Source organism: Bradyrhizobium sp. USDA 3397, from assembly GCF_054060965.1.
In genome coordinates, this window is record NZ_JBSSDS010000001.1 from 3,592,698 (window position 1) to 3,617,043 (window position 24,346).

Here is a 24,346-nt window from a genome sequence, read left to right on the forward strand (position 1 = left end):
CCCTCTTTCGCGTTAATCGGCCGACTACGATGGTTTTGTCAGATACGGGCTAGCCGATCAGCCAAAGCTCAGGAGGGGTCGTCCTCCCCTTTACGCTTGCGACGGAGCAAGGCGCGATAGCCGCCTCGCACCAGATGCAGCCCAGTCTTGACCAGGCGGATGGTCCGGCTGCGGAGATCGTGCGTTTTCCAGGTGCGATCGGGAATGCGATGCTTGCCGAACAAGCCTTGCGCGATTTCGCGATAGCTGTGTCCTTCCAAAGACCCATCGACTGCACGCAAGGAGAGGATGAGCCGACGACGAGTCAAGATTGGCAGCGTCAGAGGGCGGTGGTCCGATGGGGCGCCGTTCGAGCGCCAGCCAAAAACGATGTGCTGCCCGCAAACGAAGCTCGAAACTGCCGTCGAACGGCAGGTCAACGGCAAGCGATGAGCCGCTCGGTGGAAGTTCTGTTAGCCACAGGCGATGCTTCGCTCCTCCGAGCGCCACGATGGCATGCCATCCATCCGGCGCATAACGAAGCTCGCTACCCGCCAGTTTGCTGAAATCCAGATCGTACCACGCTGCCGGGCGGACAGCCGTGCGCAAGGGCAGCACGGTCGCGAGCACTTCGGGCGCCCAGAAGATGGCTTGTTGGTCGAACGTCTTTTGCGGATCAGCTGCGAAAACACAGTCCCCACTGCTGCCGGAAATGGTCCGCCATCGCGCGGGATCGTTCGCTCATGGCGAGGGCCATATAGTCCCGTTGGTACTCGCCATTGCGGCGCAGCCACTCCCACGCTATGTCCGCAGCTTCTGCTTTGTTGGCTTCGAGATAGGCCTTCTCTGATCTCCAGTCTGCACCCGGCATCGCACCACTTTCCCCGTATGTTCATAACGCACACGCAGAGAATTGCAGCCCCACGAATGTGACTATTTCTGGTTGCGCGAATGCAGATGGTCGCGATTGATGCAGTTTGCGCGATATGACGATCTAATTTTGCGATCGGTCATCACCAGAAGTGACGTCCGTTTCGAACGCACTTATTGCTCACTCCTGGGCCAACCGCGCTGCAGGAGGTGCCGAAAGCCCTGGCGCGCCGCCCACTTGGCGCGAGCGAGATGGCTTTCAAAGGTACGGCGGGAGCGATCCGGCTCCAGGGTGGGATCAATACCAAGCACAATGCGCGCAACTTCCCGCCAATCAGCGTTATCGGCCTCGGCATCCAGCAGACGCATATACGTGACGGCATGTTGCTCGTCATATGGCGTGAGCTGCGGCGCATTAGGCGCGAAATCTGCGACCTTGGGATCGGACGGCACGGCCTGAAAGTCCTAACAGATTGAGAAGCCTCGATTTTAGGGACGGTAGCCGATTCAGAACCTTTTCGTAGAGAGCCGATTGTCGCGGCCGGCAGGAGCATTCTTGCCAAAGTCAATGAATACCAACAGCGCTGAGTGCCGTCGTTCCCCTTGAATTCGTTCGCTCCGACCATCGTCCGAATTCATTTGATCGCAGTCCGTTCCGCTCGATCAGCAGAACTGTCGTCCAGCCTTTCGAATCAAGAGACCCAAATGGGACGCAGCGTAGCTTGTCAGCACAGGCTGATTCCGCGCGCGATCTGAATCCAGTACCGCTGCTTCATTCGAATTACGCGCGAACTCTGCTCATCTGCATGTTGGGCGAACGTACCGCAATAGTATGGTTATAGCCAGTGGTTTGATGGCCATCGGAATGGCTGCTTTAGCGCATGAAAGCTCGTGCGCTTGTCGCCTGGAATGTGCGCCGGATCCGCGTAGATCGCGGTGTTTCGCAAGAGCGATTGGCATACGATGCCAGGATCGACCGCTCCTATATGGGCGGTATCGAGCAGCAATCGGAGAACCCGACGATCGATCTTCTCGACCGTCTCGCGGAAACGCTTGGGGTTCATTTGTCTGAATTCTTTCTTCAGCCACCCAAAGGGGCGACGGCTCCCAAGCCGTTGCGTAAGGGTCGAAAGCCCTTACCCCCACGTAGCAGAAAGAAATAACACTCCTCACGCACGCGCTTTGTACTTGCCGCCCAAGCCGCTCACATCAGTTTCGCAACTGGCGCAAACCTCACCCGGGGGGCGGACAACGGATCTACCGATGTTACCGCTTGAGGAGTTCAGGTTGTTCTTGTGTATCCTGATGAGCTCCACCAGGTTCTCGCTGCCGTAGTCGGTGAACGCCATGATGTTATGGTCACCGAGACCGAAGACCAGATGAGGCCGTCCTCTGGGTCCATTCTAAAAGCGGCGTCTGACAGCCAGTCCTCCACTTCGCAGAGACCTGCCCCGGTTGAGATCGATGGTCGGCCAGCATGTCGCTGCCGCCCTCCCGGTACCCCCCATACCAGTGATAGAATGTGGCACGTGGGATACCAAGCCTGCCCCGCCTGGCCAGACATGCGATTGCTCCACCAGCTAGATGATTCGGTTTTCCTCGGGCGCAGGAGATCTCATGCCTCGTTCTCCCCATCCCCGTTCACGTTTTTGGGCGACCGGCTCTCCAGCGTAAAGTCGGCCGCCATTTCTTTCAGCGCCGTCGTCTCACGACGCAGATCCTTCACCGCGCCAGAAGTTGCCACACGCATCATATCGCCGCCAGGCGACGTCTATCGGTCCCGAGGAAGTCCTTGGACCCGCCATGTACATTGAGGCGGCAATACCTCGGCCGGCTGAGCTCTAAAGATATTCTCGTCGCCCTGCAGTCCTTCCTGGACGATAGCGTCTTCTCTTCGGAGGGATATTCCGGCGTGTTCTGGCGCTGAATGTCTTTTGGTACTCGTTCTGCTGGCACTTTGCCCGGTCCGGATTTCTGTTTCATCGATGCTTCTGGCGGCGACGATGAACCAGAAATCCCTCATCGGCGAAGCCGTCAATTTGCTGTGACGGCGAGCCCTGATGAACCAGAGCCTTCCTTTTCAAAAAGGCTGATCAGTCCTCAGTCCTCAGTCCTCAGTCCTCAAGTCCTGGCGCCGTACACTCCGGGTCGGCCATACAGAAAATTAGGTCGCAGAACCCTTCCAAGGGCATCTCATCGCATTGAGGGTAGTGATTGGCTACCCGCGCCTTGGTGTCGACCGGTCGCGCGGCAACGTGAGGGAAAGTGGGTACCGCCGTTGCAAGCGCCACGGCGCTCGCAGTTACAAAAGCCAATTTTTTCATTCGAGAAGTCGCTCCCTTAGATTGGCCCCAGCCGCCCTTAACCTGTCCTATATGACGGCCCCACGAGCTGTAAAATGCATGCTTTTGATGGGTTGCATCTACAGTATGGATGAGTATCGCGCGGAGCACCCGGACGGCCGGCTACAGCCGATTCTGCAACCTCTACCGGAGTGGAGCGAGATGATCTCGCCGAGATGCGGCAGGCGCTTGGGCCTGGAGAGAAGCTGTTCGTCGGCTTCGGGGGCGAAACAAGGTGCCGGTGTTCGACGCCGGAACTGGCGCGCAGCGGCTGGCCCATGTCTTCGTCGCCTGCTGGAGCATCCAACCGCACGTTTGCCGCGGCGCGCTGGTCGCAAGCGGTAGCTGATTCGGACTGCGATGCACGTTAATGCTTGGCGGGCGATCGGCGGGCCGACGGCGATCGGCTGGGACGCTCTGAAATCCGCGTAACCGCCATCTGTCGCTATGAGCTCGCCAACCTAACGAGGAGCTGGCCAAGATCACGCCACCTTTATCCTGCCTATGCGTCCGCGCAAGCCGCACGATAAGGCGAAGGTGAAGGGTGGCGCTGCAAATCATCCCGCGGTTTTACTGGCAGCCTGCGGAACTTCACAGATCGCCGACCTCAAAGCCAAGGTGATGCGCAAGCTGGCGTGAGCCGTAGCGAGCCGTTCGCTCACAGATCGCCACGTGAGGCTTAAAACCCTGCCGCTAGAGCATTATCACAACCATCCGGTGACGATTCGCAGCTTCTCGTCATCCGACCAGCACCGCCGCGACGAGTCTCGATCACCTCAAGCTGTTCGAGGTGAGTACTGCGCTTACGGCTCTCCGAGGCGTATCAACCGAGCTAAGCCCTCCAGTTTCGAGAAGCCGAGGTCGATGATCCAAACGCGCTCGCGAATAGATATCGAGAGCTGGCCTGCCGGACGTCGTGCGCCGGCTAAAGGCGATCGTCCTGAAGTCTAGAGAAGAACCGGCCCCATTCAAGGGAGCAACGTCCTCGTTCACCGCAGCTTCAGGTTATAGTTCTCATGGTGACAGCCAGGTCGCTACGCCAGGGGCGGCCAGTTCCCATTTACGGAGCCCACCAGGTCCCCACGTCCGTCCATAAAGGCGACTTCGACGGCTTGATGAAGAATGAGATGCATCCCGCATTGTCCTTGTAGAGCCACTGATACTGACGCGGGAGGGCGAGGACTGCATCGTTCACGGAAGAGAACAGCACCCTGTCACCTTGGGCCTGACGTAAGCAGACATGTTCTTTACGCGCCCGCCGGGTCCGGCTCCAGGAAGTCCACTTCGCTCCGAGCAGCCCGTAGCGCGCCACCGGCTGGGACCAAGCGTGGAAATAGTAGCCAAAGTGGCAAGATGAGAATGTGAACAGCAGTCTCTGTCCAGGAGAGCTGGGTGCCGTCACCCTGATGGTAAAAGGTCGAGTACCCTCTTGCGTCCGTCTCAACGCACCGTTTGCTAGAATCGAGGTTGCGGTCGCCGCGGTGACTTTGCAGGTGTCCTTGCTGGTCGCATAATCCTTGTACTGCCTGGCAAGGCTGCCGGATCGGGGATTGGTCCAGACATAGTATCGCTCAAGACGAGCGACCTTGTAGCCCGTGGCAAAGCAAATATTGGAGGTCTCAAACGAGACCAGCGCACCTGCATCCGGGATGCTGGCGGTTCTTCGTCGGCTTGCAAAAAAGGCCAGCTTGATCCACGGCTGTGAACACAAGGCGGTTGCCCACGGTGATTCCTAGATAAGCGATGGCAACGACCGGAAGCGCTGGACACATGTAATGGGGCCATCCCGAACGCAATCCCCTCAGGATGAGGTCACGTCTATTGGACGCTGAGTTTTGAGCAATATTGAGAGCGCGAAGCGTTGGCGCGATGGCTCTGCGCCAAAGCGCTGTCATTCTGTCATCAACTGCATGAGCGACGCGCTTGCGCTGATGATCAAACCTCCCATGATGCCCGCCAGCAATAGGCACGTCGCGGCATATTGAGCATAGGCGCCTGATGACTGAGACACCCACGATGGCAGAAAGCAGCTCAGCGCTCGAACAACGTCGAATACATTAGAGCGCATTTGCAGTTTCCCAAACGTATCGCGGCTGCCGGTTAAAGGCGGCGACACCATGTGGCTGCCAAGCGGCATATTAAGTTCATTTGTTCTTGAGAGGAAGAACAGCCAAGATGTCTCGTGCTGCTTATTGCGCGAGCACTAGACTGTACCTGTTAACACTCTGCCTTCGCAGGCGCGTGGAGGTGGACTCGGAGCCGCTGGACGATTGGCTCAGACCGCTCATCAGCAACGCAATCCTGGCTCCGACGACGGAACACTCAGCCATCTTGGCTACAAATAGAATTCAACAACACAATTCCTCCAGTCGTAAGGAGCCATCGCAATGCCGGTCGGCGACTGCAATATCCTCCCGAATTCCCTGTCAAACGCTCTTAGCAGCCGCTGGGCGGGTAGAACGAGCCCGTCAGGCGATCTCAGGACGCCGAGAATCTTTGAAGATGCACCATGCAGTTGACCGACTCTTGACGATGGGTGCCTGTCAGTTCTGAAGGCGCCCCATAAGGGAGGGAAAGCCGCCGCCCCGACTGCACCTTCGTCACCAGATACGCTCCGATCAACTACCAACCCTGGTAATTGATCTCAAAGCGAACGCTGGTCCATTTACGCCGTTACGCCGTCTGCTACGAAGAAACGATTTGCATCGAGCATCTGACGTATGATGGTGACGGCTCTCACGCCGCTGGCACGCGTCAACATGTCTTCGCGGAGTCATTTGTGGGATGAATGAACATGAGCAGAAGCCCACCTATCCCACGGATAGATGTAGCTAATCCGCATCCTGCTGATGTATATATTTCTCCCGTCAACTTGACAGCGAATGGCAGAGCACATCTTGGGCACGCCGCTGGACCATTTCTCAGAATGGATGTTTTACAGAGACACCTGAAGCGGGCAGGGCATCATGTCCGTTCTGGGCTCACGACCGATGGTTTCGAGAACCATGTTCTGGTCCGAGCGGCTCGTGAGAACATTGACCCGTCGGACATGGCACATGGTTTCCATGTCAAGATTCTTGACGATCTCGCCTCGGTCGGGATCGTTTTCGATCATTTCGACGATCCAGCGCATGGCAGCAATCTGCAGCGATTTGAGGATGTCAGCAACGCCCTGATGGATGCTTTATATGCAGCTGGCTCCCTACATTTCAGCGCAGTGCGCTTGCCAATGGACGATGCGGGTTCTGCTACTACACCAAAAGAAGAGCGATTTTGCATTGGGGGCTGGTTTGGTGCAACTTGTCCTCTCTGCGGGGCATCTGCGGGTAGCTTCTTCTGCGAACAATGCGGCCATCATTTCGAACCTGATGAAGCACTGAAACCAGTATCGAGGCGAGGGCGGATCGTAGAATGGACGGACAACATTTCCGCCTATCTTTCGATTTCGGGAACAGACCGGCTTCTACGGACGTGGCACGACGCGGCCGTCGAATCCAGCTTTCTGGAGATAGGAAAGCGGTATGTCGCACGCAAAGGGCAGCAAATCCGGGTGACTGTACCGGGATTGCACGGGCTGGCTTGGAAATCGCGGCATTTCGACACTCGGCAGATATTGTTTAGCTACTCCTCTCTGCTCTACGCGCATTCTCTTTATTGCGGCGACCAAGATACGGCGGGTCCGGGAAGCCAAGCCCGTTTTCTCGCGATTCCGATGCGTTCCTCATTAGCGCTACCGGCATCGATAACACGGTTCCGATGCTTGTCGGCGTTGCCGGATGCGCATTGGGCCAGAACTCGTTTCGCCCATTTGATCGGATCTTCTTTAATCACTTCCTTCGGCTGAACGGATCAAAGTTCTCCACCAGTCGGGGGCACGTGATCTGGGCGGGTGCAATCGCTCGAATTCCAAATCTTTCCATCGATATTCTTAGAGTGTACCTGTCCGAAATTTGTCCGGAAGACACCGAGACCAATTTAGTGCCAGGACAGTTGGTCGACCGCTACAATGCACTTCTGGACAAGATATCTGCAGCCATCGATCGTTGCACCGCGTGCATAAACGCAATGCCGGCACTCACGGAGTGCTCCGTTGATGGCACGATGATGACCACGTTGGATCGGCTCTACGGCAAACAATGTGCCGCCCTTTCGCTAGATAACTTGCGAGTATCGCGAGCTTCGAGGTCGGTTCTCGAATGGGTCGATTGTCTCGACGCCACGCCGGACCCTCAGACCGTTTATACATGGTTGATGGGATTCAGCATACTGGCTTGGCCACTGATGCCCAGAATAGCAGAAGCCCTGTGGCACTGGCTCGGTCATGACGGGCATCCCCTTGCCGCATGCGCTTCGACGCCCTCCTCCCAGCGAAGCGGACCAGTACCAAAGATCGATGGGCGCAGGTTGGCGACTGTAGAATTGAGCAAAGCCCTCCAGGAACGGTCGTAGCATGACACCCTCCCCGGAAACCGCCCTCGTGGAGAAACTGCCCAGCGCAGTCTCATTGGAGGTGTCACTCCCCTTCATGCTTGGCAGTGCCAGCTTGGCCGCTTCCTATGGCTCGAGCTTCTTCCTCGTTGAAGCTTTGCGGTCCATTGGACAAAGCGCCACGACCGCCGGGGCCGTTATTTCAACGGGTACGATCGCGACAATCCTGAGTTCCCTTGTAGCTGGTCGCATCGCGGATTTACTAGGCTTGATGCGAACCATCACCTTTGCCGCGGCGATGATTGCAGCAGCGATGATATGTTTCGCATCCGCATCGATTTCGCCGCTATTCGCCTACATCGGCGGACTTCTTCTCGGCATTGGATGGTCTGTATTCTATATCCTGGCGCCGCTTCAGGTCATGTGTCACGTGCAAGCTGAAGCCCGTATCAAGTATCTCACCTTACTTTCAGGATCTCAAATGCTGGGCATCGGGCTCGCTGCCCCCCTTGCCCGAACCGCTGCGGAGGCCATTGGATCCTACATTGCAGTTTACGCTCTATTTGCCGTTGCATGTATCCTTGGTACGATGCTTTTGGACTTCGCTGGGAGGGCACTGGCGCAAGCTCCTCACATCAAAATGCCTGCTGTACGACTGACGTTTAAAGGCGTGGTAAGAGCCTTCAAGTCGAACGCGCGATATCCGATCATCATGATCGGCATTGGCGCCTGCGTTTTCGCCGGGCTTTCCACGTTTCAATCGCTCTACGCCACATCGCGAGCACAGTCTCCCGATACGTTCTTTATAGTCTTCACCGTGACAGCCGTCTTCTTCCGGTTCGCGGTTGCGCCGATAATTGGAAGATTTCGCCTTGAACGCGTAGCCGCACTTCTCCTTGCATGCACTGTTGCAGGGCTATTCATTCTCTTCTTCAATGTCGAAAGTACGGCCATTTACATTCTCGGGGCGGCCTTCTTCGCGCTGGGATACGGCCTCAGCTATTCGACGCTAAATAGTATGATCGTCCACATTACAGACATTGATGAGACAGCTTTCGCCATTTCGTCTCAGGTATTCACGCTCTCCTACTTCATTGGCCTGTTCGGCTTTCCATACGTCGCTGGGCAAATTGTGAAAGCCAGCAATTTCGATTGTCTTCTGATCGGCATGATGATGCTTATCGCAGCGAATGGCATCCTTCTTGCAGTTCATACGTTCTCAACCAACCGGAAGCATTGAGCGGCTCCTCGTAGGGATCATGCGATGCTGAAGCACAGCGACAGTTATGGCGTCATCGCAATCGGTGCAGGGCCGGCAAATCTAAGCTTGGCAGCGCTCTCGGCCCCGATTCCGGAAATTTCTCTGCACATCCTCGAAAAGTCAGAGTCGGTTAGCTGGCATCCCGGTCTGCTCGTAGAAGGCGCCGTTATGCAAACCAGCCCGCTAAAGGATTTGGTGACACCGGCTGACCCGACGAGCGCATACAGCTTCCTCGCCTACTTGCATGAAAAGCGGCGACTCTACCAAGCGATCGTCCGTGGGCTGGAGCATGTTAGCAGGAGCGAATTTGGCGATTATTTGCGATGGGCAGCGGAAAAGCTGGGCAACGTTCAATTCGGCGAACAGGTTATTGCAGTCGAATTGCGTGGCAAGTCCTTCAATATCATAACCAGCCGCCGCGAGTATCAAACGCCTACGGCCGTCATTGGCGTGGGTCGAGTGCCCTCTATTCCTGATTGGGGCAGGAATGCACCGCCGAACGAGGTGTTTCACGCAAGCACCTTTCTCACTCAACGTCGCGAACTTACGGGCAAGCGCGTTGTGATCGTAGGTGGCGGCCAAAGCGGCGCCGAAATCTTTCTTCATCTCCTGACGGGCGCATGCGGCGCGCTGGGATCCCTGACTTGGGTGACGCGCCGCGCAAACATATTTGCGCGCGAGGACAGTCCTTTCGTCAATGAATGGTTCTTTCCGCAATATGGTGGCTGGTTCTTTGAGCAAGTCGGCTCTACTCGGGCGCGGCTTCTCGAACAACAGTCGTTGGCGAGCGATGGCGTCAACTGTTCGACGCTTCGCGCCATCTACAACGCACTTTACGATCGCGAGTTTCATCGAGGTTCCTACCCGACTCACGTACAAATACGCGTCGACACCACCGCAGACAAGTTGAGCGGCGCGTCTCCCTTTCTCCTGGGCTTGCGTCAACAGATGACAGCCTTTTGTTCAGAACATGTTGCTGATACTGTCGTCTTAGCCACAGGCTATCGCACCGAAATCCCCTCGTTCCTGGAGCCGATCGCAAACCGCCTCACGGTTGTGAGTGCGCCTGGTCGCTCTCAAGAGATCCTGGTTGAGAAGGACTTTTCAGCTCGTTTTGATGGCCCCGAAAACTGTCGTTTGTACGTACAGAATGGCGCGCGCTTTCAACATGGCATCGCTGATACAAATCTCAGTTTGACTCCTTGGCGCGCTTCGACGGTCCTCAATTCTATCATCGGCCGCATAGCTTACGATTGCGGGCCGGCACGGGGCGTCGTCGACTGGTATAGCTCGGGCTTCGAGGACTCCCATTCATCGGCGAGCAAGCAGCCAGCGTGCCGCGATCAAGCCCATGTCGATTGAGAGTCCCTATGAAGAATGCACAGCTGATTACCTTAGGTGACATCACGGTCTACAGCCCTGGTGTACTGATGCAGACTGTCAAAGAAATAGGTGATCCCCAGACCACTTGTCCTGTCCAACTCATTGAATTCTGGCTGGATCCGTTCGCCGCCTCGACACCCCATTCCCATCCTGCCACGGAGATCTGGCGCATCACGAGCGGCTACGGCCAAGTCATAACTGACGATGGCGCTTTGCCAATCAAGGCAGGCGACCTTGTGTTTCTGCGACCAGATCGAACCCATCATTTGGAGAATCTCGCCAACGAGATTCTAAGCGCCCTGTCTATCTCCTGGATGGCAACTCGATGACGAACGAGATTTACGACCTCGCAATCATTGGCGCCGGCGTCATGGGCCTCAGCGCTGCCTTCATCGCAGCGAGCAATCGACCGCAGGACAGACTCGTCATCTTCGAACGAGATATCGTTGGGGCAGGCGCCAGTCGGTTTGCGCCGGGCATCCAAATCAACATCTGTCGTAATGAGAGGGAAAGACAGCTCGTCAATCATAGTTCGAAATTCTGGCAAGGGATCTATCCCCAAGGGCTTTGGCCCGTCGGTCGCGACTGTGATGTGTTTTGGCTGACACGTAATCCCAAAGAGCTCGCGCGTCTGAGCAGCGTGGGCGGCACGACCCTATCAACCTCTTGCGCACTGAAGCAGAGGCTTTCCTCTCTGCCGCATTTCTTTGTTCCCAGCGATACTGCCGTGGAACTGGATCGGGGTTCTTACAGTCCAGTAGATCGCATTGTTCAGGATCTGGCCCAAAGGCTCAAGGCAGCCGGGGTCTCTCTGTACGAACGGACATCTATTGAAAGGATATGGCAGAGACCAAGCAACATTCTGCTTCAAACCTCGGATTGTAGAAAACATTTGGCGAGACGGGCCGTCCTGGCAATTGGTCCATGGCTACCAGATTCACCGTTGATTGCGCATCTCACAGACACACCGCGATTGCGCGTTAAAAAAGTCGTCGCGCTTCATCTCGCGGCACGCCCTACCCCCAAATGTCCAATGATTGGCTTGTTCGATGACTACGCTTTCCTCGTTCCCATGATCGAGGGAGGATATTGGCTGTTCAGCTTTACCTCGCAGGAATGGGATGTGCGGGCGGACACCGATGAGCTGCATGTCAGCTCGGATGATCTTACGCGCGCAACCGCGATCTTGGCCAAGTGGTTCTCGTGCGACGTGCCCGCGGTGGCATCAGCACGTGTGTTCTGCGATTGCTACTCCGACGATGGCGTCCCGTTCTCCCGCCCAGCCAATACTGTCGCTGGTCTGCAAATTATTGGCGGTGGTGCGGGCAATGGGTTTCGTTTTGGGCCCGGATGTGCGGAAGAGGCAATAAGGTCCCTGTATTCCCCGCATCGCGGTGACGTCACCACGACATGATGTGAAGGCTTATGCCTGATACGATCAATATCGAAGCAAACCTCCCTCATGATCTTGCAGAGATCGGTTATGGCGAGACCTCGAGATCGACCATGATTGTTGATCTGAGCGCCATTCGATCCAATTATCGGAAACTTCAGGCGCTTGCGCCCCGCAGCAGTTGCGGCGCAGTTGTCAAGGCGGACGCCTACGGTCTCGGCGCGGGACGTATAGCGCCGTTCCTTGCTGAACTTGGCTGCACGCATTTCTTCGTAGCCGATGTCGAGGAAGGCATTGCCATACGCTCTGTGCTACCATCATCTGCTAAGATCTACGTACTTCACGGCGTGATGCCAGGTATGGAGCCGGCTGCCGAGCAGCATGATTTGTTGCCCATCCTGAACAGCAGGCAACAGTTGGATGCATGGCTGCGGCATTGCCGGCGTCGCAATCGAGCGTTGCCGGCTGGTATCCATGTTGATACTGGCCTGTCTCGGCTGGGATTTCCCATGGATGAGTTGCAGACACTCGCCGAGAAAGAAACGGGGTTGTCCGAACTAACCACAGCGCTATTCATGAGCCAGCTTGCTTGCGCAGAGTGGAAAAATGAGGTCAGTCGTCATCAATTACGTCGTTTTCGCAAACTGACCCATTTGTTTCCGAAAGCTATTCTTTCTCTTTCGAACTCGGCAGGACTATTCGCCGGAAGCCAATTCCATTTCGGCCTCATAAGACTTGGGGGAGGAATTTTTGGCTTTTCCACATCCGATCACCCCTGCTTCAAGCCGTCGCAAGTCGTCCGTCTGCGAACGCAGATCATTCAATGCCGTGAACTGACGCAAGGAGAAGCTATCGGATACCATATGTCATACAAGGTGAAGACGCGGATGCGTGTGGCCACCGCATCTATCGGTTATGCCGGTGGATTTCCGCGTATTCTGGGCAATCGGGGGCATGCCTTCATACGTGGCACTCGTGTGGCAATCGTCGGCTTCGTGTCCATGGACCTTATGACCATCGACGTAACGGAGCTGCCCACAAGCTGGACTCTGCCCGGCACCTTGGTGGATCTGATCTGCCCAGAGCAAACTGTAGAGGATTTGGCTTCAGCCGCGAATATGCTGAGCGATGAACTGACCACCGGGATCGGACCCCGGTGCCGCAGGCTTTATGTTCAGTATTGACGAGATGACCGATGACCTCCTCCGCCCCTCAATCCAAGCAATTCAATCGATCAATCTATTTGGCCGCCGAAGGCATGCGCCTCATGCATCCGGACTACTTCACGCCTGAAGTACGCTATTTCCATGAGCGGGAAAGACTTTTTCTTGAAGATCTCCTTCGCTCGACCCCGTACGATTTGATTATCGAGGTTGGCTGTCGTTCCTACCGCCTCATCGATATCAAGAACGATGACAATGATTACCTTGGCATCGACATAAACCCACCTCGGGCACGACGGTCAGAACATGGGGACGGAGCAGTTATCCGCTGCGATGCAAATAAATTCTTCAGAAGGAAGCGGCTGATCAATGAGATCGTGAAGCGATACGACGGAAGGATACTTTGTATACTGCCATTCAATTTTCTTGGTACGATGGATGCCCCATTAGAGTTTCTTGCACTGGTCTGCCAATCGCCCTTTGATCTCGCCTTGTCGCTGTTTTCAACCAGCGAGAGGGCAACCGTAGCACGTCTGAAGTACTATGATCTTTGTGGCATCGAGGTTCAGAGTGTGGCGCGTACCGATGAGTTTGTCCGCTTAGACTGCTCCAACGGCTTCCAGGCGTTCGCTTTCGATCCGATCTTTCTCAGAAATCGCATATCCGCTTATGGCTTCCGCCTGAACAATGCAGAGCATCATGACGTCTGCAACTTCCTCCATTTTTCAAAAGTTCTGAAGGATATATAGGATGAGAGGCGCTGCTCGCGCAAAAGTACGTCCGGCCGGCCTCAGCACACTGAACCCTCGGCTTCTGAGTACGGATTTAACGCGACAATCAAACGAAGTGTGGCATGACTTAACACCACTGACGGTCATACTCTGAAGGCTTCTCAAAGATACGCTCGCAAGGCAAACGGACATAGGCGACGGCATGTGGCTCGTCGTATGGCATGAGCTGGGTCGCGTTAGCCGCAAAATCTGCGATCTCGGATCGGGCGGCACGGCCTGAAAATCGTACCGGATTGAGATATCGATCCGAGTTGAAGTGGCGTAGGTTGCAGAGTGATAGGCTTGCCAGAGAGCAGAGAATGCTTTTCTCTTAGCGTTCCGCTCAAGATCATCCGCGACTTGGCTCCCGCCCTCGGCCTACTCATTGTGGTGCTCCGGTGTGAATTCGCAAGGCGCCAAGCCAACCCCACCGTTTTCAGTTCTTGGACTGGCATTAGCATCTTAAGCGGGGCGGCGAACATCAGCAGACCCGACACCGCGAGGGACCCATCGAGAGCTTTGGACGAGAACTGGACGCAGAGGCCTCGCCGGACAATTTCTGGCTATGAAACCCTGAGGCTAACGGTACGATCCAAGCGGGCCTACGAAACACCTTGGCGCCCCCGCTGAACACGCGAGCTTTAGCTGATTTCTTTACCATCTTCGGCGAGGCGAGCACGCGGTCCAGAGAGTCTTGCGCATATTCCAAGGTCCTCCTTATGCATTCGCCAGCTTACAATCCTAGTTCGCTCATTCTCTGGAACGTGTTGATGAAGAGAAGCACGGACGTGTGATGGGGTAGGTACATTTATTCATTTGCAGCAAAAAGCGAAAGCGACCTGCCTCCCTAGAATTGGTAGCGCGACTCGCCCGGTATTTGCTGTAGATTTAGCCTTCGCGACGAATGGTTCGCGACTAGGAGCGTCGCAATTAGTTGCCGCGATCTGCAATGATCACGCGAGATGGCCGTGACAGTTCTCTAAGCGTGGTACGGATCCCGCCATTCCTGAAGCGCCCAAGAACGGAGCTGCAGATGCCAAGCCCGACAGATGATCCACTTATCTCGCCAACATCCACAAATTCCACGTGCAGGTGTCTCGCCGGAGCGGTGCAGTTCGCGCTTGGAAGCAACAAGCGAGCTAGGCCGACAATCCCGACCTTGACCTGTTTTGCGCTTGGCACCGCTGCGGCGACGAACGTTCAGTGTCGTGCTCGCTGCGCACCTTGTGGGTGCAAGAGAAGTGTAGCAGATCTAAACAGCCGCAGACCCATGGTGTCCTGCTGCTCGAAGCTAGCGGATAACTCAAAGGCGGGCACACTGGTAAGCCTCCCCAGCTATTTGTCGCATCCGAAAACGGCGAGCTCTCCACCAACTGCGCATGCAGCGACCGATCCGCTCATGACGACCCGATCGATTGCCAGATGATGACGCCGCAAACTCATGGTCAATTGTTATGACGCTCGTTGAATATCCTTCCAGAAGCTGCACCGGACCGAGGATCCTTGTTGGCAAGAATCGTTTCGGGAACTGGGTCGTCCGCGAACAGAACGACATTTTTGGTGGCTTGTTCGCGAGCCGGGAGCAAGCGCTCAAATACGCACTCCGCCAGAATGGCCAACATCCAGAAGCTATCATCGAGGTATCTCGCGAGATCGAACTCGATATTCCCCACGATCCGCAGAGGCGCGTGGTCTGATCGATCGGCTTTATTGAGAATGGTTGTTGGCTTTGCTGCAGAGCGCGTAAGCAGACCGCCACGCCCTTATGTGAGGATGCAGATTGGCTGTAGGCGATCACAGCATTGAAACAGGGAGGTCGAGCTCGCGCCTCGAGGAGGGAACCAAGTCGGATCTTTGTTGGCCGCTGTCGTCGCCCGGGTCACGCATGGCTATAGCCCGGATCGAGCCTGAATACCTTCTTTGAGCCTCGCCGCGAGTTGCGGCGAACATAGGCTCTGGCCAAAGATCATTTAGCGGCATGTTGCCGAAAAGCACTGCCGTATCGTTCACTTGCGTATCTTTCTCGTGCCCAATATGTTTTGATGGCTCTCGAGAGCGCCTGCGAATACGTCGACGCTGAACTCAGCGTCGGCACGCTTCATCGGTGACCAAATCGATGCGGCAGCACCATACGGCAGGATGATGCCGTTCTCCGCAAAGAAGCGTGGGAGCTCCTTCATTAGAGTCGCTCCGGCAGGCGTGGGGCAGATCTCGCGATAGTCGCTCGGATTTTCTGCCCTCGGATGAATGCGGAAGAGTGAGGCGGCAAGGGTGACACAGAGCGGAGCGCCCAGGTTCGACAATGTCCCCAAGGATCTCCAGATGTGCAAAAGCCGCATGATCGAGATGACGCATCACAGCCAGCCCCGCGGTCATGAATTAAGGATTGGCAGAGAACGTACCGCCTTGCGGAAGCAATGGCCGCCCCGTTGAGGCATCGAATACCTTCATTACGTCCTCGCGGCCGCCGATTGCTCGAATCGGCAAACCTCCGCCGATGATCTTGCCCATCGTCATGACGTCCGGAACAAGGCCGTAACGTGCGCAAGCACCCTGAAAGCTCTACCTAGATCGAGGACCTCATCAGCGATCACAAGAATCCCGTTCTTGCGGGCAGATTCCTGCACAGCCGTGATTAATTCAAGGTTCGGCGCAACGACTCCCCCGCGGACAAGCATAGGTAATCTAATTATTGCCAACCCGTATTGGTTTATCCGTAAATTACATACAACCGCAAGAACTTACACACCAGCGGACCTTAGTCGATTAGACGAGGCAGACCTTATTTCAACAAGCCTAGCAACGAGATCATAATCCGCGAGGCGCGAAATATGATCTCTCGCGCAGCCCCTAGATAAAGGCAAAGGCCAGCAGACTTGAGCAAAGCAACGCGAAGCCCGCCGCCGTCAGCGCCAGGAAACTACCGGAGACAAGGTCATGATTGCGCATGAATCATCCTCGCGTGCAGCGTAGACGTGCCTAGTCGTCGCCTCGCCCGAAATCGGGACTGGTGAATACACAAATCATTACTCAAATTCGCTGCACTATTCCTCCTGTTGCTACGAAAGAACGCAGTTTTGCAGCGCGACGGTCGGACAGTCCGCCGTCTTACGGCGAAGTCTGGGACTATCCACATTGGAAAAATTCAGGCGGGAAAAGGCCAGCCTTTCGGCGCCAATCGGTTGGAGCGCGCCGGCGGGCTGCAGGTGTGAGCCGTTTCATAATTGCGCAACAGGTTTTCCGAGTACTTTTTAGCAATGGGTGGCCTTATGATCATCTTTTTGGCGTTTTCGATTATGTTGGCGGGACGTGGCCGGCACCAGGAGAGTTTCGTGCCGCGCCCGACCGCGTCGATGCCACAGGTCAATGTACCCTAGCCGAAGGATTTGGCTCGAGCGGCCCGGAATTTGCGCTAAAACCCGCTTAGTCTCTCATCAAGATAGTGAGCGGCATGGCGCAGAATATCTACGATAATCCCGACTTTTTTGCTGGCTACAGTCAGTTGCCCCGACCGGTCCATGGGCTAGACGTCGCTCCTGAGTGGCCCGAGATCAGAGCCATGCTGCCCGATCTTGTTGGCAAGCGTGTCGTCGATCTCGGCTGTGGCTTCGGCTGGGCTTCACGTTAGATGCGTAAGCAAGGTGCCACGTCTGTCCTAGGTCTCGACTTGTCGCAGAACATGATCGAGCGCGCAAAGGCGGATACAGCGGACGCGGGGATCAGCTATTGCATCGCCAATCTGGATTCTTTGGAGTTGCTCGCGGGGTCTTTTGACCTTGCTTACAGCGCGCTGACCTTTCACTATGTTCAGGATTTTCCCCGTCTCACGCGGGTGCTTCGCAAAGCCCTGATCGTTGGCGGAGATTTGGTCTTCACGATCGAGCATCCGATCTTCATGGCAGCGACGAATCCGCACTGGATCAGTGATGAGGAGGGTCGCAAGACGTGGCCCGTCAATGGATACGCCCTTGAGGGCGAACGTCGAACGGATTGGTTCGCCAAGGGCGTTCTAAAATACCACAGGACGATTGGCACGACGCTGAATACGTTGATTGATGGCGGCTTTCAAATTCTGCGGGTCAAAGAGTTTGCTCCAACGTCCGAGCAGATTCAGCAGATGCCGCAACTAGCGGAAGAACTGGAGCGCCCCATGATGCTGCTTGTTTCTGCGTCGGTATAGAAGGCTGGCGGAGCTTCGTTGGTATCCCGCTGACTAACGGGCCCAGCCCTAAATCCGTCATCTCGAGCGAGCACTTGGCTTCGGGTCAGTTAGGCAGACCACTGGGGCTGGGCCTCGACCAGGTTGGTACCAAGGCTGCCAGATCGGCATTTCGCCGCCCTACGCTTTCGCAGATCCAAGTTCGATATCTAGCCATCCGAGTGGATTGACCGTTGCGCGATCCCCACCATTGATGACGATTGTCGTCGTCTCCGCCTCGATGATCGCGGGGCCTTCCAGCACGTGCCCGGAACGTTGTTTCTCGAGCGCATAGATCGGCACCTCACGCCAAGCACTGAAGAAGGCCTGCCGTCTGCCGGTGGGCGATGCGATCAGCTCAGCTGCGGGCATCGCCGTGTTAGCTCCCTCAATTCGAGGAACCGCCCCAACAGCGGCGAGCCGCGCATTGACGAACACAACCTCCTGGTCGCGGGACGCGTAAGTGTAGAGCTCTTCATGACGACGATGAAAGCGCTCTTCGACCTCGGCGACCGAGGATGGCGCTGTGAAGTCGACGTCGCTGAGCGGTACATCGACCTCGAACACCTGCTCGCCATAACGCATCTCGGCAGAGCGCTCGGTCATGATAGGCCCGTCGAACCAGCTGCGAAGCCGCTCAGCAGCCTGCTGCTCCAGATCAGCAAAAATGCCGCGAATGTCGTCTGCCGTAGTCCGAATGCCTGTCTCGAAGTGTGTGCGGCTGACCTCGTAGCGCAAATCGCTGGTCAGCATACCCCACGCCGAGAGGACGGAGGCTGTCGTCGGGACGATGATGCGCGTTATCTCCAGCTCACGCGCGACTTCCGCAGCGTGCAGGCCCGCGGCGCCGCCGAAGCTCAGCAGCGCGAAGTTGCGCGGATCGACGCCCCGACGCAGGGTCATCAATCTGATGCCATCTGCCATTTTCAGATTGACGAGCCGATAGATTCCGGCAGCGGCCTCGATGCGTGTCACGCCAAGCGAAGCTGCGAGGCGATCGATTGCTGCCTCCGCCGCCGCAGGATCGAGCGGACGCCGTCCTCCCATGAAGGCAGCAGCGTCGAGATAGCCCAGCACGATATTTGCGTCAGTCACGGTCGGCTCTGTACCGCCGTTGCCATAAGAGGCTGGGCCCGGCATCGCGCCGGCACTTTCAGGGCCGACGCGAAAGATGCCGCCAGCATCGATACTGGCGATCGACCCGCCGCCCGCCGCGATGCTGGCGATGTCCAGACTGCGCAGTGCGATGCGCTGGTCCGCCAGCCCACCGTCCGCCGACAACGTCGCGCGTCCTTCCGCAATCAAGGAGATATCAGTGCTAGTGCCGCCCATATCGAAGGGCACCAGATCCGGTATTGCCAGCAGCTCCGCGCAACGCCGGGAACCGGAGATGCCGCCCGCAGGACCCGATAACACGGTCCCAGCCGCAAGACGCCCCGCCTCTTCAACCGGCGCCATGCCGCCATGGGAGAGAATGATGAACAAGCTTCCCGCGAACCCCGCTTCAGCCAAGCGGCCCTCGAGCCGGGTCAGGTAGTGCCGCACGGCAGGACCGACATAGGCGTTCACAATCGTGGTGGAGACGCGCTCGTATTCCTTGATTTGCGGAAGCACGTCACTGGAGCGCGACACGCTCACTTCGGGCAGCTCGCGTGCAAGCCGCGCTGCTGCCGCGATCTCATGGGAAGGATTACGATAGGCATGCAGGAAGCAGATCGCGACCGAAGTGGCGCCAGAGGCGCGGATCGCCGCGATGGCCTCGCCGAGCGAATCATCGTCGAGCGCTAGGAGCACATCGCCGTTCGGCCGCAGCCGCTCGCGAACGCCGAAGCGCAGTTCGCGGGGCACCAGCGGCTCTGGAGGCGGGGACCGCAGATCATAGCGGTTGTTCTTCAATCCCTCGCGCATCTCAATGATGTCGCGGTGGCCCTCGGTGGTCAGCAGTGCAACTTTTGCGCCCTTGCCTTCGAGCAGCGCATTCGTTGCGACCGTGGTCCCATGTACAAGCCGCTGCGTCTTCGCCAACATATCACCGCGCGACATGTCGAGGCGCCGCGCGAGCTCGTCGAGCCCGGTCATCACACCGACCGACTGGTCCTGCGGTGTGGAAGGAGATTTCGCGAACACGGTGCGTCCGGTCGCGTCGATCGCGACCAGATCAGTAAACGTGCCGCCAACATCAATGCCAATCGTCAACATCTCTACTTAACCACTTCTGTCGTTGCACCTGAAGTTACGAGACCCTGCATCTCATCGCGCTGACGCGCCTGCTGAGTACGCCGCTCGGGAGCGCCCCATCCTCCGCCGCCGGCCGAACGCACTTCGAGGCAATCTCCCGGTTGAATTTCGATCCCGACCTCTTTGGTTCGCAGCACACGCGACGGCCTGTCGGCCGAGAGCAGGCGATATTGATGCGGGGCGCCGTCCTTGCCGCCGAGCATGCCGCAGGCCCCGTGCCGGGTTCCATCACCAGCGGTGTTGGCAAGCGCCGGCTTCTCGGTTTCGAAGACGAGATCGAGGTTGACGCCGAGACCGCCGCGGAATTGACCGTCACCGCCTGAATTGGGCCGATACTCATGATGGCGGAAGTGAAGGGGAAAGCGTGCTTCAGCGACCTCGATGCTGCCGAACTTGAGGCCACCGACCGTGTGCCATTCGCCGATCGACGACCAGCCGTCACCGCGTGAGGAAGCGCCACCGCCGGGACGCGCCTGGAACATATGCCAGATGAAGCTGCGCCCGGTTCGCGGATCCTCACCCTGCACCGCGATGCGGAAGCGCCGGCTCCAGCCACCCATGGCCCGGTCCGGACAAGACGCTGAGAGCGCCTTGATCACCGCCTCCACAATCTCGTTGGATGGATGGCTGGTGCACAGCGTCACCGGCCGGCCGGGATCCGCCCACACAATCGTGCCCTGCTTGGCAAGGACGGTCAGCGGCCGCAGCGCGCCGGCGTTCTTGGGAATTTCCGCATCAATCAGATAGGCAAAGGCCATCACGACTGCCGCATGCATATTGGCATGCGACGAATTGACAAAGCTTGTGCTCTGCGGATCTGACCCCGACAGGTCGACCTCGATCTCGCTCCCCATTTTCGTGACCTTGGCAGCAATTCGAATATCGCTGCGACCATGGCCGTCGTCGTCGAGGAAGGCCTCGCCGTGGAATACGCCGTCCTTCCAGGTCGCGACCACCGCACGCGTCTGCTGTTCGGCAGCATCGAGGATGGATTCGATCGCTGCCTCGACCACCGGCGCGCCGAATTCTTCGAACAGCCGTCCCATTCGCCGCCCGCCCATGTGCGCGGCTCCGATCATGGCGGCAAGATCACCGCGGAAATCGTGGGCGTTGCGCACATTCAGTGCCAGCATGTCGAGAATGTCTTCGCGCAGCCGTCCGGCCTCGTAGAGCTTGATCGGAGGAATGCGCAGCCCCTCCTGCCAGATTTCGGTCGCGGCGGGGTTGTAGGCGCCATGCGTTGCGCCGCCGATGTCGCTCTGGTGTGCGCGCACGATGCTCCAGAACAGCCTCCGCGCCCCGTCGAATATGGGTATGAACGCCGTCAAGTCTGGCAGATGGCTGCCGCCGTGATAGGGGTCGTTCATCAGGATGACGTCGCCGGACGCGACATCCTTGAAGCGCCCTTCCACGGCTCGCGTCGCCCACGGCAGCGCGCCGACATGGACGGGGATGTGGTCGGCCTGAGCGATCAGGCGGGACTGAACGTCGCAGATCGCCAATGAGAAGTCGCGGCTCGAATTGAGGATCTGCGAGTAGGAGGTGCGAAGCATTGCTTCGCCCATTTCCGCAACGATCGAGCTCAACCGATGCTGAACGACGGACCGCGTAATCGGATCAACCTTGAGGGCCATTCTCGCACCTATTCAGACAATAGTGTTTCGTGGCGTGACGGCCCCAACGGCCCCACGCGAGACTTCCAACTTCAGAACTCAAGTGCGCGTCAGGTCTTGGACGCGACCTTAGCAAGCGCATCCGAGGCCGCGCGGACGATGCTTTCGACATCCGCGTCCGTCATCGGCAGGGACAACGCCATCAATCCGTAGCCAGCGGCGAGAACGCCGCGATTGAGGAACTCGAGGTTGAACACGCTTTGGCGCTTGGCCTCCACTTCGTTCATGTAAGCAGAGCGATAATCGCGGATCGGACGGTCGGCAAAGTGCAGTTTCAGGAGCGATCCAAGACCGACCGCGGTGCCCGGCACGCCATGGCGGCGGAATGCGTCGTTGATGCCTTTTCTCACCTCTTCGCCAATGGCATCGAGGCGGGCAAACGCGTTTCGGTCCAAGAGTTCCATCGCCGCGAGGCCCGCTCTCATCGTCACGGGATTTGCCGAGAACGTACCGCCATGGGGCAAGGAAGGCTTGCCATGGCGCGGATCGAACACAGCCATGATCTCCCTCTTGCCGGCAATTGCGCCGACCGGAAATCCACCTCCGATGATCTTGCCAAGCGTGGTGAGATCGGGATCGATGCTCCAGAGCCCCTGGGCGCCGTGATAGCCCAGACGGAAGGAAATCACCTCATCAAATATCAACAGCGCACCGGCTTCGCGCGTCGCCTGGCGCAGCGCTTCGAGATAGGCCTTGTCGGCAGGTACGAGGCCGGCGCGGTTCGGCATGGGATCGACCAGCACACAGGCGAGATCGCGGCCATGCTGGCGGATCAGGCTGACGGCGCCCTCGATATCGTTGAATGGAATTGTGACGACGTCGGCGAGCACCTTGTCCGGTGTGCCTTTGGCATAGGCAACAGAGACCGGTGCATTGCCGCCCCAGTCTGCCGGCTTCGGATCGAGACTGACCTCGGCATAATCGTAGGAACCATGGTAGGCGCCCTCGCATTTGGCGATCTTCGGCCGGCCCGTAAACGCACGCGCCGCCTTCAGCGCCATCATCACGGCTTCCGTGCCAGAGTTGGCAAACCGAACCCGGTCGACTGACGGCAAGCGCGCGGCAAGCAGCTCGGCCAGATCGATCTCCGATTCCGTCGGCATGCCGAATGCAGAACCGAGCGCGAGCTGCCGTCTCGCCGCCTCAATGAGCGCCGGATGGGCGTGACCGTGAATCAGCGAGGTGAAATTGTTGATGCAATCGATCAGCTCATTGCCATCGACATCGAAGACCCTGCACCCCTCCCCACGTGCGGCACAGATCGGATAAGGCTTCATGAACACCGTCGTTCGGGTGTTGCCGCCTGGCAGGCTCGTCAGCGCACGATCGTACAGCGCTTTCGACTTTGAATTTGTGCTAGGATACATGTTTGTTTCCTTGAGAGATCAACGTCCCAAATAAGCTTCACGGACGCCCGTGTTCTGCTTGAGGTCCTCGGCGGTGCCCTGATTGAACCAATCCACCCATTCCAGCGTCGCGAACTCGACGGCCTCGAAGCTGCGCCATGGCCCGCGCCGATGGATCACCTCGGCCTTGTAGAGGCCGTTGATGGTTTCGGCGAGAGCATTATCATAGGAATCTCCGACACTGCCGACAGAGGGCTCCACGCCTGCTTCAGCCAGGCGTTCGGGTGTATTTGATCGAGACTGGGCTGCCCCTATCGCTATGGTGCACGAGCCCTCCACGATGGACCGGCCGTCGATCATTCAGTGCCTGCTCCATCGCGTCGAGCACGAAGCCCGCATGCGCCGTGCGCGAGGCCCGCCAGCCCACGATCCTGCGGGCATAGGCGTCGATGACGAAGGCCACGTAGACGAAGCCGGTCCAGGTCGCGACATAGGTGAAGTCGGAGAGCCAGAGGACGTTCGGCCTCGGCGCCTTGAACTGGCGGTTGACGTGATCCAGTGGGCATGGCGCAGCCTTCGCTGATCGTGGTCTTGACGGGTTTGCCGCGGGATAACCCCTTGCAAACCCATGTCCCGCATCAGTCGCGACACCGTGCAACGGGCTACATCGAAGCCTTCGCGCTTGAGCTGGCGCCAGACCTTGCGCACGCCGTAGACGAAGAAGTTTTGATCGAAGACGCGCCGAACCTCGATCTTCAGCGCGGCGTCGTGCCTTGCGCGCGCCGACCGCTTGGCCGGATCGCGCCGTTTGGCCACATGGGCGTGGTAGGTCGAGGGGGCGATCGGCAACACCTTGCAGATCGGCTCGACCCCATGCGCCCCACGATGATCGTCAATGAAGGCGATCATGGCTTGGACCGGCGGTCGAGCTCCGCCATCGCAAAATAAGCGCTCGCCTCGCGCAGGATCTCGTTGGCCGGTCGAAGCTCACGGTTCTCCCGTTCCAGGGCCTTCAGCTTCTCGGCCATGTCGGACGGAACGCCGGCCCGCTGCCCGCTGTCGATTTCGGCTTTCTTGACCCAGTCATGCAGCGTCTGCGGCGTACAGCCGATCTTGCCAGCAATTGATGTCACTGCCGCCCAGCGCGAAGGGTGCTCGCCGGCGTGATCCAGAACCATCCGAACCGCACGGTTCCGGACCTCAGGCGAAAACTTGTTCGTCGTCTTGCTTGTCATGGCTCCATCCTCTCAGGAGTTGGAGCCTCCGGCAAACCCGGGGCGGTTCAGAATAACCATCTCAAAA

General features: G+C 57.6%; 21 protein-coding genes, 2 pseudogenes and 1 other annotated feature. Of the genes and pseudogenes, 11 read left to right on the forward strand and 12 right to left on the reverse strand.

The genetic code is table 11. The features are described from left to right. Nucleotides 1–68: 68 nt before the first annotated feature. From ACVWYQ_RS16635 to ACVWYQ_RS16645, 3 genes are all read right to left on the reverse strand, one after another. Entirely contained in the window at nt 69–425 is a 357-nt protein-coding gene (locus tag ACVWYQ_RS16635; protein ID WP_456726000.1) for a DUF2285 domain-containing protein, read from the reverse strand. 230 nt (nt 426–655) lie between these two features. Further along, complete coding sequence (locus tag ACVWYQ_RS16640; protein ID WP_157286709.1) at nt 656–850, reverse strand: transcriptional regulator domain-containing protein; 195 nt, start codon at nt 848–850, stop codon at nt 656–658. Between the two features lie 173 nt (nt 851–1,023). Continuing rightward, complete coding sequence (locus tag ACVWYQ_RS16645) at nt 1,024–1,302, reverse strand: DNA -binding domain-containing protein (protein WP_456726001.1); 279 nt, start codon at nt 1,300–1,302, stop codon at nt 1,024–1,026. 428 nt (nt 1,303–1,730) lie between these two features. Here ACVWYQ_RS16645 and ACVWYQ_RS16650 point away from each other — a divergent pair, with 428 nt between their 5' ends. Then, nucleotides 1,731–2,012: a helix-turn-helix domain-containing protein gene (locus ACVWYQ_RS16650; RefSeq protein WP_157286710.1), complete on the forward strand. Its 282-nt coding sequence runs from the start codon at nt 1,731–1,733 to the stop codon at nt 2,010–2,012. 6 nt (nt 2,013–2,018) lie between these two features. Here ACVWYQ_RS16650 and ACVWYQ_RS16655 read toward each other — a convergent pair whose 3' ends face one another. From ACVWYQ_RS16655 to ACVWYQ_RS16665, 3 genes are all read right to left on the reverse strand, one after another. Next, nucleotides 2,019–2,198: a hypothetical protein gene (locus ACVWYQ_RS16655; RefSeq protein ID WP_456726002.1), complete on the reverse strand. Its 180-nt coding sequence runs from the start codon at nt 2,196–2,198 to the stop codon at nt 2,019–2,021. Nucleotides 2,199–2,464: 266 nt separating this feature from the next. Further along, complete coding sequence (locus ACVWYQ_RS16660) at nt 2,465–2,602, reverse strand: hypothetical protein (protein ID WP_456726003.1); 138 nt, start codon at nt 2,600–2,602, stop codon at nt 2,465–2,467. A gap of 1,649 nt (nt 2,603–4,251) precedes the next feature. Continuing rightward, nucleotides 4,252–4,902 carry a hypothetical protein gene (locus ACVWYQ_RS16665; RefSeq protein WP_456726004.1) on the reverse strand — a complete coding sequence of 217 codons (651 nt, stop codon included), beginning with the start codon at nt 4,900–4,902 and terminating at the stop codon, nt 4,252–4,254. A gap of 1,083 nt (nt 4,903–5,985) precedes the next feature. Here ACVWYQ_RS16665 and ACVWYQ_RS16670 point away from each other — a divergent pair. The 9 genes from ACVWYQ_RS16670 (at nt 5,986) to ACVWYQ_RS16710 (ending at nt 15,286) form a co-directional block, all read left to right on the forward strand. After that, nucleotides 5,986–7,035: a class I tRNA ligase family protein gene (locus tag ACVWYQ_RS16670; protein WP_456726005.1), complete on the forward strand. Its 1,050-nt coding sequence runs from the start codon at nt 5,986–5,988 to the stop codon at nt 7,033–7,035. Then, a complete protein-coding gene (locus ACVWYQ_RS16675; protein WP_456726006.1) occupies nt 6,948–7,640 on the forward strand; it encodes a class I tRNA ligase family protein in 693 nt (230 codons plus the stop codon). Before ACVWYQ_RS16670 ends, ACVWYQ_RS16675 begins: the two co-directional genes overlap by 88 nt. 1 nt (nt 7,641) lies before the next feature. Then, complete coding sequence (locus ACVWYQ_RS16680) at nt 7,642–8,859, forward strand: MFS transporter (RefSeq protein ID WP_456726007.1); 1,218 nt, start codon at nt 7,642–7,644, stop codon at nt 8,857–8,859. 24 nt (nt 8,860–8,883) lie between these two features. After that, the gene (locus ACVWYQ_RS16685; protein WP_456726008.1) at nt 8,884–10,242 is read left to right on the forward strand and encodes a lysine N(6)-hydroxylase/L-ornithine N(5)-oxygenase family protein; all 1,359 of its coding nucleotides are present in this window, start codon (nt 8,884–8,886) and stop codon (nt 10,240–10,242) included. Between the two features lie 8 nt (nt 10,243–10,250). Then, on the forward strand, nt 10,251–10,592 hold the full coding sequence (locus ACVWYQ_RS16690; protein WP_456726009.1) for a cupin domain-containing protein: 342 nt from the start codon (nt 10,251–10,253) through the stop codon (nt 10,590–10,592). Beyond that, nucleotides 10,589–11,677: an NAD(P)/FAD-dependent oxidoreductase gene (locus tag ACVWYQ_RS16695; protein WP_456726010.1), complete on the forward strand. Its 1,089-nt coding sequence runs from the start codon at nt 10,589–10,591 to the stop codon at nt 11,675–11,677. Before ACVWYQ_RS16690 ends, ACVWYQ_RS16695 begins: the two co-directional genes overlap by 4 nt. Nucleotides 11,678–11,688: 11 nt before the next feature. Next, nucleotides 11,689–12,840 carry an alanine racemase gene (gene alr, locus ACVWYQ_RS16700; protein WP_456726011.1) on the forward strand — a complete coding sequence of 384 codons (1,152 nt, stop codon included), beginning with the start codon at nt 11,689–11,691 and terminating at the stop codon, nt 12,838–12,840. An 11-nt stretch (nt 12,841–12,851) separates the two neighbouring features. Further along, complete coding sequence (locus ACVWYQ_RS16705) at nt 12,852–13,568, forward strand: hypothetical protein (RefSeq protein ID WP_456726012.1); 717 nt, start codon at nt 12,852–12,854, stop codon at nt 13,566–13,568. A 1,475-nt stretch (nt 13,569–15,043) separates the two neighbouring features. Beyond that, nucleotides 15,044–15,286 (forward strand): hypothetical protein, encoded by a 243-nt coding sequence (locus tag ACVWYQ_RS16710; protein WP_456726013.1) that lies wholly within the window; start codon nt 15,044–15,046, stop codon nt 15,284–15,286. A gap of 309 nt (nt 15,287–15,595) precedes the next feature. Here ACVWYQ_RS16710 and ACVWYQ_RS16715 read toward each other — a convergent pair whose 3' ends face one another. Together ACVWYQ_RS16715 and ACVWYQ_RS16720 are read right to left on the reverse strand one after the other, a co-directional pair. After that, nucleotides 15,596–15,769, reverse strand: coding sequence for a hypothetical protein (locus tag ACVWYQ_RS16715; protein WP_456726014.1), 174 nt, complete (start codon nt 15,767–15,769; stop codon nt 15,596–15,598). A 199-nt stretch (nt 15,770–15,968) separates the two neighbouring features. Next, entirely contained in the window at nt 15,969–16,100 is a 132-nt protein-coding gene (locus ACVWYQ_RS16720) for a hypothetical protein (protein ID WP_456726015.1), read from the reverse strand. A 940-nt stretch (nt 16,101–17,040) separates the two neighbouring features. Between ACVWYQ_RS16720 and ACVWYQ_RS16725 the strand changes: the two are divergent. Further along, nucleotides 17,041–17,769: pseudogene (locus ACVWYQ_RS16725) on the forward strand (class I SAM-dependent methyltransferase). Between the two features lie 159 nt (nt 17,770–17,928). Here ACVWYQ_RS16725 and ACVWYQ_RS16730 read toward each other — a convergent pair. From ACVWYQ_RS16730 to ACVWYQ_RS16745, 4 genes and pseudogenes are all read right to left on the reverse strand, one after another. Further along, a complete protein-coding gene (locus ACVWYQ_RS16730) occupies nt 17,929–19,986 on the reverse strand; it encodes a hydantoinase/oxoprolinase family protein (protein ID WP_456726016.1) in 2,058 nt (685 codons plus the stop codon). 2 nt (nt 19,987–19,988) lie between these two features. Beyond that, complete coding sequence (locus ACVWYQ_RS16735; protein WP_456726017.1) at nt 19,989–21,659, reverse strand: hydantoinase B/oxoprolinase family protein; 1,671 nt, start codon at nt 21,657–21,659, stop codon at nt 19,989–19,991. A gap of 89 nt (nt 21,660–21,748) precedes the next feature. Continuing rightward, nucleotides 21,749–23,065, reverse strand: a complete 1,317-nt coding sequence (locus ACVWYQ_RS16740) for an aspartate aminotransferase family protein (RefSeq protein ID WP_456726018.1) — start codon at nt 23,063–23,065, stop codon at nt 21,749–21,751. Between the two features lie 18 nt (nt 23,066–23,083). Continuing rightward, a pseudogene (locus ACVWYQ_RS16745) lies at nt 23,084–24,279 on the reverse strand (IS3 family transposase). Further along, nucleotides 23,879–23,995 (reverse strand) — a sequence feature (AL1L pseudoknot). It overlaps the preceding pseudogene by 117 nt. Nucleotides 24,280–24,346: the final 67 nt, after the last annotated feature.

What these genes read in the sequence shown, in the direction of transcription:
- ACVWYQ_RS16650 (WP_157286710.1), top strand. Translation starts at nt 1,731, where the DNA reads ATGAAAGCTCGTGCGCTTGTCGCCTGGAATGTGCGCCGGATCCGCGTA.
- ACVWYQ_RS16695 (WP_456726010.1), top strand. Translation starts at nt 10,589, where the DNA reads ATGACGAACGAGATTTACGACCTCGCAATCATTGGCGCCGGCGTCATG.
- ACVWYQ_RS16640 (WP_157286709.1), bottom strand. Translation starts at nt 850, where the DNA reads ATGCCGGGTGCAGACTGGAGATCAGAGAAGGCCTATCTCGAAGCCAAC.
- ACVWYQ_RS16655 (WP_456726002.1), bottom strand. Translation starts at nt 2,198, where the DNA reads ATGGCGTTCACCGACTACGGCAGCGAGAACCTGGTGGAGCTCATCAGG.
- ACVWYQ_RS16660 (WP_456726003.1), bottom strand. Translation starts at nt 2,602, where the DNA reads ATGATGCGTGTGGCAACTTCTGGCGCGGTGAAGGATCTGCGTCGTGAG.
- ACVWYQ_RS16685 (WP_456726008.1), top strand. Translation starts at nt 8,884, where the DNA reads ATGCTGAAGCACAGCGACAGTTATGGCGTCATCGCAATCGGTGCAGGG.
- ACVWYQ_RS16740 (WP_456726018.1), bottom strand. Translation starts at nt 23,065, where the DNA reads ATGTATCCTAGCACAAATTCAAAGTCGAAAGCGCTGTACGATCGTGCG.
- ACVWYQ_RS16680 (WP_456726007.1), top strand. Translation starts at nt 7,642, where the DNA reads ATGACACCCTCCCCGGAAACCGCCCTCGTGGAGAAACTGCCCAGCGCA.
- ACVWYQ_RS16735 (WP_456726017.1), bottom strand. Translation starts at nt 21,659, where the DNA reads ATGGCCCTCAAGGTTGATCCGATTACGCGGTCCGTCGTTCAGCATCGG.
- ACVWYQ_RS16690 (WP_456726009.1), top strand. Translation starts at nt 10,251, where the DNA reads ATGAAGAATGCACAGCTGATTACCTTAGGTGACATCACGGTCTACAGC.
- ACVWYQ_RS16705 (WP_456726012.1), top strand. Translation starts at nt 12,852, where the DNA reads ATGACCTCCTCCGCCCCTCAATCCAAGCAATTCAATCGATCAATCTAT.
- ACVWYQ_RS16675 (WP_456726006.1), top strand. Translation starts at nt 6,948, where the DNA reads ATGCTTGTCGGCGTTGCCGGATGCGCATTGGGCCAGAACTCGTTTCGC.
- alr (WP_456726011.1), top strand. Translation starts at nt 11,689, where the DNA reads ATGCCTGATACGATCAATATCGAAGCAAACCTCCCTCATGATCTTGCA.
- ACVWYQ_RS16715 (WP_456726014.1), bottom strand. Translation starts at nt 15,769, where the DNA reads ATGAAGGAGCTCCCACGCTTCTTTGCGGAGAACGGCATCATCCTGCCG.
- ACVWYQ_RS16720 (WP_456726015.1), bottom strand. Translation starts at nt 16,100, where the DNA reads ATGGGCAAGATCATCGGCGGAGGTTTGCCGATTCGAGCAATCGGCGGC.
- ACVWYQ_RS16670 (WP_456726005.1), top strand. Translation starts at nt 5,986, where the DNA reads ATGAGCAGAAGCCCACCTATCCCACGGATAGATGTAGCTAATCCGCAT.
- ACVWYQ_RS16730 (WP_456726016.1), bottom strand. Translation starts at nt 19,986, where the DNA reads ATGTTGACGATTGGCATTGATGTTGGCGGCACGTTTACTGATCTGGTC.
- ACVWYQ_RS16710 (WP_456726013.1), top strand. Translation starts at nt 15,044, where the DNA reads ATGACGCTCGTTGAATATCCTTCCAGAAGCTGCACCGGACCGAGGATC.